Source organism: Zwartia hollandica (assembly GCF_019923725.1).
Taxonomy (GTDB): Bacteria; Pseudomonadota; Gammaproteobacteria; order Burkholderiales; family Burkholderiaceae_B; genus Zwartia; species Zwartia hollandica.
Genome location: NZ_JAHXRI010000010.1, coordinates 372689 through 384531, shown reverse-complemented (window position 1 = coordinate 384531; position 11843 = coordinate 372689). Strand labels below are relative to the sequence as shown.

At 54.7% G+C, this 11843-nt stretch carries 10 protein-coding genes; 6 read left to right on the top strand and 4 right to left on the bottom strand.

Going from position 1 to position 11843, the window contains the following annotated elements; translation table 11 throughout:
* The first annotated feature begins 7 nt into the window (after positions 1-7).
* Positions 8-1495: an NADH-quinone oxidoreductase subunit NuoN gene (gene nuoN / locus KZZ10_RS12535; RefSeq protein WP_259661867.1), complete on the top strand. Its 1488-nt coding sequence runs from the start codon at positions 8-10 to the stop codon at positions 1493-1495.
* A gap of 43 nt (positions 1496-1538) precedes the next feature.
* Complete coding sequence (locus KZZ10_RS12530; RefSeq protein ID WP_259661866.1) at positions 1539-1835, top strand: DUF2818 family protein; 297 nt, start codon at positions 1539-1541, stop codon at positions 1833-1835.
* Here the strand turns inward: KZZ10_RS12530 and serB are convergent.
* Both serB and mfd read right to left on the bottom strand, forming a co-directional pair.
* Positions 1832-2689, bottom strand: coding sequence for a phosphoserine phosphatase SerB (serB, locus tag KZZ10_RS12525; protein WP_259661865.1), 858 nt, complete (start codon positions 2687-2689; stop codon positions 1832-1834). The two genes, KZZ10_RS12530 and serB, sit on opposite strands and share 4 nt — an antisense overlap.
* A gap of 36 nt (positions 2690-2725) precedes the next feature.
* Positions 2726-6184, bottom strand: a complete 3459-nt coding sequence (mfd, locus tag KZZ10_RS12520) for a transcription-repair coupling factor (protein WP_259661864.1) — start codon at positions 6182-6184, stop codon at positions 2726-2728.
* Between the two features lie 74 nt (positions 6185-6258).
* Between mfd and ispD the strand changes: the two genes are divergently transcribed.
* The gene (gene ispD, locus KZZ10_RS12515; RefSeq protein WP_259661863.1) at positions 6259-7005 is read left to right on the top strand and encodes a 2-C-methyl-D-erythritol 4-phosphate cytidylyltransferase; all 747 of its coding nucleotides are present in this window, start codon (positions 6259-6261) and stop codon (positions 7003-7005) included.
* On the top strand, positions 7002-7508 hold the full coding sequence (gene ispF / locus KZZ10_RS12510; protein ID WP_259661862.1) for a 2-C-methyl-D-erythritol 2,4-cyclodiphosphate synthase: 507 nt from the start codon (positions 7002-7004) through the stop codon (positions 7506-7508). The genes ispD and ispF overlap by 4 nt, the downstream gene beginning before the upstream one ends.
* 17 nt (positions 7509-7525) lie before the next feature.
* On the opposite strand, the gene ompR is transcribed toward ispF, so the two are convergent.
* Positions 7526-8260 carry an osmolarity response regulator transcription factor OmpR gene (gene ompR / locus KZZ10_RS12505; protein ID WP_259661861.1) on the bottom strand — a complete coding sequence of 245 codons (735 nt, stop codon included), beginning with the start codon at positions 8258-8260 and terminating at the stop codon, positions 7526-7528.
* 140 nt (positions 8261-8400) lie between these two features.
* Here ompR and tsaB point away from each other — a divergent pair, with 140 nt between their 5' ends.
* Together tsaB and KZZ10_RS12495 are read left to right on the top strand one after the other, a co-directional pair.
* A complete protein-coding gene (gene tsaB / locus KZZ10_RS12500; RefSeq protein ID WP_259661860.1) occupies positions 8401-9639 on the top strand; it encodes a tRNA (adenosine(37)-N6)-threonylcarbamoyltransferase complex dimerization subunit type 1 TsaB in 1239 nt (412 codons plus the stop codon).
* A 27-nt stretch (positions 9640-9666) separates the two neighbouring features.
* Positions 9667-10491, top strand: coding sequence for a uracil-DNA glycosylase (locus tag KZZ10_RS12495; protein ID WP_259661859.1), 825 nt, complete (start codon positions 9667-9669; stop codon positions 10489-10491).
* Here the strand turns inward: KZZ10_RS12495 and lplT are convergent.
* Positions 10442-11776 carry a lysophospholipid transporter LplT gene (gene lplT, locus KZZ10_RS12490; RefSeq protein WP_259661858.1) on the bottom strand — a complete coding sequence of 445 codons (1335 nt, stop codon included), beginning with the start codon at positions 11774-11776 and terminating at the stop codon, positions 10442-10444. The genes KZZ10_RS12495 and lplT overlap by 50 nt on opposite strands.
* Positions 11777-11843: the final 67 nt, after the last annotated feature.

The window sequence follows — 11843 nt, the reverse complement described above, 5'->3', positions numbered from 1 at the left end:
CCTCGCCATGATGCAATCCCAATTCGATTTCGCCCTGGCCGCGCCGGAAATCTTTCTGACGGTGATGGGTATGCTCATCCTAGTTTTGGATGCGTTTAGTCAAGCTCCTCGTCGTGCGCTTGCCTATGGGTTATCACTCGCCACCTTGGCGATTTTGTTTGTGCTGTCTGCCTGGCAATGGAGTATCGGGCTGGTTGGAGAAAGCTTTTTTGGTTTGTATGTGGCGGACCCGCTCGCGCACCTGCTCAAGATGGCTTCTTATATTGCAGTAGCCTTGACGCTGATCTACGGCCGTGAATACATTCAGACGCGTGACATGTTGCGCGGTGGTGAGCTTTATGTCCTTGTGCTGTTTGCCTTACTGGGACAGATGGTCATGATTTCGGCAGGTAATCTCCTAACAATTTACCTGGGTCTTGAGTTGATGTCGCTTGCGCTCTACGCGCTCGTGGCGATTCGTCGCGACCATGCTGAGTCAACCGAAGCGGCAATGAAGTACTTTGTCCTCGGCGCACTGGCTTCAGGTTTTATGTTGTACGGCATGTCGATGATGTACGGAGCCACAGGCAACTTGGATCTACGCAATATCGCCGACACAGTGAACTCTGGTCAGGTCGACTATCTCCCTCTGACCTTCGGTGTTGTATTTCTCGTTGCAGGCCTGGCGTTTAAGTTGGGTGCTGTGCCGTTCCATATGTGGGTGCCCGACGTGTATCAAGGGGCTCCCACCGCGATTACGCTCGTGCTGGCAGCTGCGCCTAAGCTTGCGGCGTTTGCGATTACGCTGCGGATTCTGGTGATTGGCTTTGTTGATCTTGCGGCAGACTGGCAGCCAATGCTGTTAATCCTTGCCGTGCTGTCGCTTGCGATTGGCAACCTGACCGCAATCATGCAAACCAATTTCAAGCGAATGTTGGCGTATTCAACGATTTCGCACATGGGATTTATTTTGCTCGGCTTGGCATCTGGGTCCTTAGATGGCGATATCCAGGCGGATACATCTGCCTATGGCTCGGCCCTGTTCTATGTGCTGACCTATGTCTTGACGACGCTTGCCTCGTTCGGCTTGATCATGTTGTTGTCCCGTGACGGGTTTGAATGCGAAAGCATCGATGATCTGAAAGGTCTGAATCGGCGTAGCCCCTGGTTGGCAGCCATGATGTTGATCTTGATGTGCTCGCTGGCAGGCTTGCCACCGCTGGTTGGCTTTGATGCGAAGCTGTTGATTTTGCAAGGTCTACTGCAGTCGGACCGTTTGTGGCTCGCGGTCGTGGCTGTATTTTTCTCCTTAATTGGTGCCTTCTATTACCTGCGTATTATCAAAGTGGTCTACTTTGATGAGCCAGCAGAGAATTCCACGTTGGCCCCAGCTAAGCCGTTTGTGCCGCGCGCACTATTGCTTGTGAATGGTTTGCTCGTACTGGGTCTAGGTTTGATGCCTGGTGGTTTAATCGCTCTGTGCTTGCAGGCGATGCGTGCAACGTTGTCATTTTGAGCGCGCTACTGTGTGCCTCGCACAGCCAAGGCGATAAATAGCAATGAATCAGAACGCCGCGATTTGGCTGTTGCTTGTGCTGGCTTTCGCGGCAGCCAACCTTCCTTTTTTAAACGAACGTGTGTTTGGCTTGTTCGCGCTCAAGGGCGCCAAGCCGTTTGTCGTGCGCGTCGTTGAGCTGGTTACTTTGTATGTGTTGGTTGGCTTGGTCGGTCTGACACTCGAGCGCATGATTGGTAACGCGTTTACGCAGAGATGGGAGTTCTATGCGACAACCTTCACCTTGTTTTTGGTGATGGCGTTTCCCGGCTTTGTACTACGTTACCTGCTCAGACGTTAGGCTTCAAACCAATTCAGGACACCATCAAGCCCTGAAACGTTGAGTGCAAACTTGGCTTGGGTCCGCACCACCGGTTTGGCGCGATAGGCCACTGAATAGCCGGCCAGACCTAACATTTTCAAGTCGTTGGCCCCATCTCCGATCGCAATGATTTGGTTGGCTGTTGCGCCACAATCTTGCGCAAACGCACGCAAGGTATCTGCTTTACCTTGCGCGTCCAGAATCCGGCCGACTACTTTTCCGGTTAAGAGGCCGTTCTCGGCACCAAGTACGTTGGCATGGGCGGCATCTAGTCCAATACGCGCTTTGAGCTTCTCTGTAAAGAAAGTAAAGCCTCCCGAAACCAGTAACACTTTCAAGCCGGCTTGCTTAGCTGTAGCAACGAGTTTTTCTGCGCCAGGATTAAAACGAAGCTTTTGCTCATAAACCGACTGTAATACGTCAGCAGAGAGATCCTTCAGAAACGCAACGCGTCGTGTGAGACTTTCAGAAAAGTCTTTGATTTCTCCGCGCATTGCGGCTTCCGTAATGGAGGCGACCTGCTCCTTGACGCCACCAAACGCCGCGATCTCATCAATGCACTCAATGTTGATGAGGGTCGAGTCCATATCCATTGCTAGTACTTTACAGTCACGCAGTCTGCTGCCAGCCAAAACATAGGCTGTATCGACCAGGCTGCGTTCGCCCCACGCTAGGATTTCAGCCCGCGTATCCGTGTTGTCGTTCACAGCGAGTAGGCGCGCAGCAGTCGTGCCGATGCGCTGTACTCCAGAGGCCTCAGCGATAGCGGCAGCTTGCTCAATCAGGTCTGTCGATAGCGCGGGGGACTGAACGACGAGATGGTAAGTGGTCATGGCAGGGCAGTATTGAAGTTAAGTGGACAGGGATCGTTAAACCAAAGAGCGCAACACGGTACGGGTTGCTTCAAAGCGCGCTTGCACGTCAGCGGCTTTTATCTCAACACGTAGCTTGTCTTGTCCTGCAAAGCGAATATGCTTTTGCTTTTGAACCAGCTCAATAAGTCGAAGTGGATCAACGGTAGTATTTTGCTTGAAGTGCAGCAGTATTTGGGCTTCGCTCGCATCAATTTTCTGAATGCCTAGGGGCAAGCCGAGTAAACGTAGCTTGTGGGTGGAGATCAAGGTGCGACCAGCCTCAGGTAGCTTGCCAAAACGGTCGATGAGTTCTTCTTGGATGGCGATCAGACCGTCTTCTTCGGTCGCATTCGACAGACGCTTGTAGAGCGACAGACGTGCGTGCACATCCGCGCAGTAGTCCGAAGGCAGCAGGGCTGGTGCGTGGAGGTTGACTTCGCAACCTGCACTGAAGGGGGCATCAAGATCCGGTTCAACGCCCGCTTTTAGGGCTCTGACCGCTTCATTGAGCATGTCGTTGTACATCGAGAAGCCAATTTCTTGGATATTGCCGGACTGAGACTCGCCAAGCACCTCACCCGTTCCGCGTATTTCTAGATCGTGCATCGCCAAGAAGAAACCGGATCCTAGCTCTTCCATTGCCTGAATCGCTTCAAGACGCTTTTTTGCGTTCTTGGTGATGGCATCCTCGCCCGGTGTCATCAGGTAGGCGTAGGCCTGGTGATGCGAACGACCGACGCGACCGCGTAATTGATGCAATTGCGCTAGACCAAACTTGTCTGCGCGATGAATGATGATGGTGTTGGCACTTGGCACATCAATGCCGGTTTCAATAATGGTGGTGCATAGCAGGACGTTAAAGCGCTTCTGGTAGAAGCCTTTCATGACTTGCTCAAGATCGCGCTCGCCCATTTGTCCGTGCGCCACCACGATACGCGCCTCGGGGACGAGCTCTTCAAGTCGCGCTCGGCGATTATGGATCGTCTCTACTTCATTGTGTAAGAAGTAGGCTTGCCCGCCACGCTTGAGTTCGCGCAAGAGCGCTTCGCGCATGGTGCTATTGTCTTCGCGGCGGACAAACGTTTTGATTGCTAGTCGCTTTTGTGGCGCGGTGGCGATCACGGAAAAGTCTCGAATACCTTCAAGCGACATACCGAGAGTTCGAGGGATAGGTGTGGCGGTTAAGGTCAGCACATCCACCTCGGCACGCAAGGCCTTGAGCGCTTCCTTTTGACGCACACCAAAACGGTGTTCTTCGTCGATGATGACAAGACCGAGTCGCTTGAAATTGACATCCTTTGATAGGATTTTGTGGGTGCCGATGACGATATCGATCGTTCCATCGCGAATGCCATCGATCGCACTGCTAATTTCTTTCGCTGAACGAAAGCGCGACAGCTCTACAACTTTGACAGGCCAGTCGGCGAAACGATCGGAAAACGTTTGCGCGTGTTGTTCGGCGAGTAGAGTGGTGGGGCATAGCAAGGCAACCTGTTTTCCATTGGCGATTGATAAAAACGCTGCGCGTAGCGCCACTTCTGTTTTACCGAAACCGACATCGCCACACACCAGCCGATCCATCGGTTTGCCAGAGGTCATGTCGGCAAGCACGCATTGAATCGCGGCAGCCTGATCGGCTGTCTCTTCAAAGCCGAATCCTTCAGAGAAGAGTTCGTAGTCGCCTAGCGGGAGCTTGAAGGCAAAGCCTTGGCGCGCAGCGCGCTTGGCATACAAATCAAGTAGTTCGGCAGCGGTATCGCGAACTTGTTGTGCGGCTTTGCGGCGAGCCTTATCCCATTGGCCGGAACCCAGTAGATGCAACGGTGCTGTTTCGGGATCGCTGCCACTGTAGCGCGCAATGACGTGTAGTTGCGAAACGGGCACATAGAGAGTGCTTTGATTGGCGTATTCGAGGTGAAGGAACTCCATTTCACCTTCGCCCATGTCAAGATTAACGAGGCCGTGGTAGCGCCCGATGCCGTGTTGAGCATGTACAACGGGATCGCCTTCGCGCAGCTCTGACAGGTCACGCACCATCGCTTGCACATCACTGGCTCGCTCTTGGTCGCGTTTGCCACGGCGGGCGGTCGTGCCGTGTCCGGGGTACAGATCGCTTTCCGTCAGGAAAACCAAGCCCTCACGCGTCAGGGCGAAACCCGTTGTAAGCGGTGCAACAGTGATGCCAAAGTGCAAGTCTTGGGTTAGAAATTCGGCGACGGACTCAGTTTGTGCATCGGGGGCGATACGATGCTCCGCCAGCATCTGCACAATTGTTTCGCGTCTTCCGTGCGAATCTGTACAAAGCACGATACGCTTTGGTTGGGGTGATGGCTCTTGCGCATCACTATCAAGCAGAGCACGTAACTTGGCGAGAGGGTCTTCGGCCCGACGCGACACACCGATATCCGGAGCGCGTGCGAAGTCTGGATGAGTATCGCCAGTCGTTAATGCCAAGCGTGCAAAAGACTTTAGGTGTTCAAAGAGCGCCTCACCTTGTAGAAACAAGGCGTCTGGCGGGAGGACCGGCCGTTCGCGGTCACTCTTAAGAAAGTTATAGCGCGTCGCCGTGTCTTGAGTAAACCGACGCATGGCGTCGTCGATGTCACCTAGGGTCACGACCAGTGTGTCGCGTTTGAGGTAATCGAAGAGGGTTGCGGTTTGTTCAAAAAATAAGGGGAGGTAGTACTCGACTCCCGCGAAGGGAATTCCGTTGCCGATGTCCTTGTAGGGCAGTGCGCGTGAGGGATCTCCTTCGAATACCTCGCGAAACTGTGCACGAAAATGATTGCGTGCGGGTTCGTCCATCGGGAACTCGCGTCCCGGCAAAAGTTGTACCGACCCCACAGGGTAGAGGCTTCGTTGGGTATCGATATCGAAAGCGCGAATCGACTCGATCTCGTCGTCGAACAAATCGATGCGATAAGGGACCACCGAGCCCATTGGGAACAAGTCGATCAGGCTGCCGCGAACGCAGAACTCTCCAGGTGCGGTGACTTGCGACACGTGGGCATAGTTGGCGAGCATGAGCTGCTCGCGTAACGCAGACTCATTGAGCTTGTCTTTTTGCTTGAAGGAAAACGTATAGGCTGCCAAAAAGCTCGGAGGCGCTAGACGATAGAGTGCAGTAGTAATCGGAACCGTTAGAACATCCACTTCTCCCAGCATAAGGGCGTGTAACGTGCGCAGCCTTTCTGAAATAAGGTCTTGGTGCGGCGAAAAACTGTCGTACGGCAAGGTCTCCCAGTCAGGAAGGGGGCGTACACGCAGCTTGCTTGAAAAAATAGGTATCTCTTCGGCGAGCCTCTGCGACTCGAGCGGTTCGGCCGTCAGCACGACAATCGGCTTGCCCGCTGCCGCCGCCAATTCTGTGAGTAACCAAGCATCACCGGACCCTGGAGGGGTAGGGTGCGTATAGCGCTGGCCAGGTTTGAGGGCGGCCAGTAAGGCAGAAATAGAGGGTGCTACAACAGACATTCAGGACCAGCCAGATAAGGGGCGCGCGCGCCAGGTGGGCACGGTCAGACACTTAATTATAAAATCAAGCGCTTATGAGCCTGAAAGAACCTCCAGAAACCCCCGATCGCCTGATCGCCCTTGTGCCTGCCGCAGGGGTTGGCTCGCGCGCGCTCAGGGCGCACGATGCCCCGATTCCGAAGCAGTATCGTCTGCTTGCGGGGCAAGCCATGCTTAGACGCACCGTACAAGCGTTGCTGGCTGAAGTACGTATTGATGAGGTGCGCGTCTCGGTCGCCCCCGAAGATGACCAAGCCGCTGAGGTGCTTGAAGGTTTGCCCCGTGTGGTGTGTGTGCCCTGCGGGGGTGAAACACGCGCCCAGACCGTCTACAACGCGCTGTGCGACGCGCAACTCGCTGCGCAGGATTGGGTGCTCGTGCATGATGCTGCACGCCCTGGGCTACCTGTAGAGGCCTTGAGCCGCCTTATCGATGCTTGCATTCCAAATGGTGTAGGCGGCTTGCTCGCGCTGCCAGTCCCAGACACGGTAAAGCGCGCGCGTACGAGTGCGACGATGCCTTCAGGAATTGCAGCGGTTGAAACTACCGTTACTCGCGAGCGGCTCTGGCTTGCGCAAACACCGCAAATGTTTCGTGCGGGTCTGTTGCGCTCGGCGCTGGCGCGCTCATTGGTGAACGCAGAAAAAGCGGAGCAACCGCCAACGGATGAGGCCCAAGCGATGGAAGCTGCTGGCTATGCACCACTTCTGGTCCCCGGATCTGGTCGCAACAGCAAGATCACCTGGCCCGATGACTTTGAATGGGTGGAGTCCTGGTTATGAGCCCTTTTGCATTTAGGATTGGACAAGGTTTTGATGTGCATGCCTTGGTTGAGGGACGCCCGTTAATTTTGGGTGGCGTCACGATTGAACACTCGCATGGATTAAAGGGCCACTCCGATGCGGATGCACTTTTGCATGCGATTACCGATGCCTTGCTTGGGGCTGCCGGTCTGGGGGATATTGGTCGCCATTTTCCAGACACCGATCCCGCCTTTAAGGGCGCGAACAGTCGCCTCCTCTTAAGAGAGGCGTATCGGCTCGTGCAGCAAGCAGGTTGGACGCTTGTCAATGTCGATGCGACGATCCATGCCCAGCAACCGAAGATTGGTCCGCATGCGGGGGCGATGGTTGCCAATATCGCCGCTGATCTTTGCGTCACCTCTGCAGAAGTCAACATCAAAGCTAAAACCAACGAAGGCCTTGGGCACCTTGGCAGGCAAGAGGGTATCGCCGCGAACGCAGTGGTTTTACTCAGGGCGCTAGACACTCCAAGTCAGCCCTGAGCCTTTGGGCGCGCATCTTAATAGCGTCCGTCTGGAACAAACACGTAGCCCAGACCCCAGACCGTCTGTATATAGGCTGGTTTAGAGGGGTTGTTTTCCAGTATTTTGCGCAACCGCGAGATTTGAACGTCCAGGCTGCGGTCGTAGGCACGATAGTCTCTGCCGCGCGCGAGCTCCATGAGCTTGTCTCTGGATAAAGGCACGCGCGGGTGGCGCGCAAAGACCTTTAGGACTGAGAACTCCCCGGTGGTAATTGGGATAACCGAGTCGCCTCGCGACAGGGTGCGTGTCGACAGGCTCAGTAAATAAGGCCCAAAGTGTATGGACTCATTTTCTTGGCTAGGGGCACCGGGATGCTCGTCGGCACTGCGTCGACGCAAAATGGCATTAATGCGGGCCAACAGTTCTCGAGGATTGAAGGGCTTGGATAGATAGTCGTCTGCACCCATTTCTAGGCCAATAATTCGATCGATCTCTTCGGCTTTGGCGGTGAGCATGATGATGGGGGTGCTGTCGTGGTTGGCGCGCAAACGCCGGCAGACGGACAGACCATCTTCGCCAGGAAGCGTCAGATCCAAAATCAATAGGTCGATGTGCTCTCGGTACCAAATTTTGGACATTTCACGAGCATTTTCAGCGGTTTGGACAACAAAGCCTTGTTCAGTGAGGTAGCGGCGTAGCAGGTCGCGCAGCCGCGAGTCATCGTCAACGACCAAGATTTTGCGAGAAGGGGAAGCATATAAAGTATTCATGAGTGAAAATGTAACCGCGGTAGCGTCTTTTGGCATGCGGCGCTTACAAGGTTTACAAATGCAAAATGCCAGTGCAGAAATTGTTACAAGATGTTTCGGCGCAATCTACTCGCTCGCATGTGCTTCATTACAATTGCGACATGACACACATTCTTGCGATCGAAACCTCAACCACCCTTTGTACGGTGGCACTTGTCTCCGAGCGCGCAGGTCAGATCACAACGACACAGCGTTCGCTGGAGGGCACCTCGGGCCACGCAGCGAATGTGTTGCCTCTCATCGAGGCGTTGCTGCAAGACTGTGCGGTATCCCGGCAGGCCTTGAGTGCCATCGCTTTTGGACAGGGGCCGGGTGCTTTCACTGGAATACGTGTAGCGTGTGGGGTCGCGCAAGGTCTTGGTCTGGCCTTGGGTTTGCCTGTCGTGCCGATTGGTGCGTTGACTGCTGTCGCGGCTTCAGCGAGCGCTAGACATCCAGGTCAGCTTATCTTGGCAGCACTTGATGCACGGATGGATGAGATTTATTTCGCGGCTTATATCGATACCCTAGCGAACGGCTTGAACGTTTTACAACCGCCTGTGCTGATGGCCGCTCGAGACGCCCCTCTTTTCATCATGCAACGTCATGCGCTTTGGTTACAGCGTTCAACGGTTGCAGGGGCCGAGCCACCGGGTATGTGTTTAGTGGGAGAGGGCTGGAGTGTCTCGGGTACTCGCGAGGGATTACCCACGCAGTGGGCCGAGGATGATTTGTCAGCTCGGCCGCAGGCACAAGCGATAGCGACTTTGGCGCTGCGTGCGTTTAAGCAAGGCGAGGCCGTGCCACCAGAGCAAGCTGCACCGTTTTACTTACGCGATAAGGTGGCCTTTACGACAATAGAACGTGCCGAAGGTTTGGGCGGGAATCCGCGCGCGAGTGCACCGACTGCGGTCGCGCTATTACCGATGGTGTCTGCTGACTTGCCAGAAGTCGTTGCGCTCGAGGCAGCAGTGCAGTCTTTTCCTTGGACGTCAAAAAACTTTGATGATGCCTTAGCCGCGGGTTATTCCGCCTGGGTGCTGAGAAAGGATGGTGAGCTTGTTGGATTTTGTATCGCTATGCTCGCTCCTGACCTCGCACATATTTTGGTGATTGCGGTTGCGCGTTTTTGTCAGGGTAAAGGTTTTGGTCGGCAACTACTAGACCAAGCGGCGCGTAGTGCTCGGCAGCACGGTGCCGAAGGTCTATTGCTGGAGGTTCGTCCGTCTAATATTCAAGCCCTCGATTTTTATGCGCGCCAAGGTTTTTCTCAGATTGGCGTCCGTCGGGATTACTATCCTGCAGGTAGAGGCCAGCGCGAAGATGCGCTGGTGCTAAAAAAAGCCTTCGAGCAGTCCTGAGCTCGTGTGCAAGATTTTTCTAGTCTTATGAACGATACCCGCCCCGCAACGCTTTCACTGACCTCTCTGCAGCTCGCTTGGCTTGCAGAGTTGGGTATTGAAAAACCCTGGGTGCCAGCGAGTACTGCGACGGTTGCCCAAGCCGGCGGTGTGTCCGTGCAGCAAACTCCCGCTGCTATTCGACCTGCGAAGCCCATGTCTTCCGCGGTGGCTGCGAAAGTACTTAATCAAGCAACGCCATCGCCGGAGCGCGTGGAGGCCTTAAGCGATCTGGCGGCATTAAAAGCGGCAGTGCAAGCCTGCACGTCGTGTGGGCTGTGCTCAGCGCGGCAGCAAGCTGTAATGGGCGAGGGCGTGACGCAGCCAGCCATTATGGTGGTCGGTGAAGCGCCAGGCGAGCAAGATGACCGACAAGGTCAAGCGTTCGTGGGTCGCCCAGGCGTGCTGCTGGACAATATGTTGGCGGCGATTCAAAGTGGGCGCGGGCATGATGCCTATGTCACGACGATCATCAAATGTCGTCCGACCGGAAATCGAAACCCCCGGCCAGAAGAAGTCGCGGCGTGTCAGCCCTATTTGATGCGCGAGATCGCCTTGCAGCAGCCTTTCACAATTCTGGCGTTGGGGCGCTTTGCGGCGCAGGCACTGCTAGGCAGTGAGGAGCCGCTGCAAACGCTACGTGAGCGTACGCACAGCATTCAAGTCGGGGGGCGAACGATCCCCTTGGTAGTGAGCTACAACCCTTCGTACCTGCTGAGCCATCCGAACGAAAAAGCCGCTGCGTGGAAAGATTTGCAGCGGATTAAAGCGCTTTGCCGTGGCCCTCTTGTCCAATTTGATCCAGCAGCTTAGGGTCGCGTTGTTGGTTGAGTTTGTTCCAGCGAATCATCACCACCATTAGGGCTGAAACTAAGAGCCCAAAAATCCAAATGATGACGTTGATAGGCATATCTAGCCAGAGCATTAAGGTGTAAATGGCCACCATCAGCAGAATATTTAATTGCTCATTAAAGTTCTGTACGGCGATCGAATGCCCAGCCGAGAGCAAGACGTGGCCGCGGTGCTGTAACAGTGCATTCATCGGCACAACGAAATAGCCGGAAGTCAGTCCAATCAAGATCAGCAGGATGTAAGCTGTCCAGGGTAGCTCCACCCCCAAGACATTGATTGTCCATGCCGGGTCCACAAAGGGCATGAGCATGACCACAAAGCCCATGGCAACACCCAGCGGTAAGACACTAAGTGCATTGCGCAAGGGCACACGCCCTGCCAAGATCGAGCCTCCGATCGTTCCAAGTGCAGTGACCCCCATCAGGATGGAAGCTTGATCTAGTCGATAACCGAGGTGGTCGCTTCCCCACTCGATGACGATGAGTTGAAGCGTTGCGCCTGCCCCCCAAAACAAAGTCGTCACCCCCAGTGATATTTGGCCAAGTTTGTCCGCCCAGAGAATGCGCACATAGCCCGCAAACGCTTTGGCAAGTTTGATTGGGTTCTTTTGCTGTTTGGGGTAGACAATGCCCGTGCTGGGAATCATCAGGTTGCAGATTGCGGCAGCCATGTAAATGAAAGCAATGACCAGGATGGCGGCTTCGGCCGGCGTGTGTACCAGGCCATTGATCATGGGGTGCTTCAACAGCCAGCCCGATACACCAGGCGATACTAATACGCCGCCGACAACGGTTCCTAGGATGATCGACAGAATAGTCAGACCTTCAATCCAGCTGTTGCCCTTGACTAATTGCAGCGGTGGCAGCATTTCCGTCACGATGCCGTATTTGGCCGGTGAGTAGGCGGCAGCACCGATCCCAACCAAGGCGTAGGCCACGCACACCAAAGAAACCTGACCTTCTTGGGTGAGGCCAAGCAGCGCATAAGAAAACATAAGTAGGCAACCACTGACCTTGATAGCATTGGTCATGAACATCACCCGGCCCTTGGGGAACGAGTCAGAGATTGCGCCGACGAAGGCGGCCAACAGGACATAAGAGGCAGCGAACCACCACTTCATCATTGGAGCCATCCAGTCTGGGCCCTCCAGCTGCTGGATGAGCGCGATGGCCGCGATGAAGAGCGCATTATCCGCTAGCGACGACAGCGCTTGAGCTGCCATGACGGTGTAGAAGCCTCGATTCAAGAGTCGCATCCTAAATTTAATTTACCCATCCTGTCGTGGGCTGTCTGAATAATACCTGAACAAATCG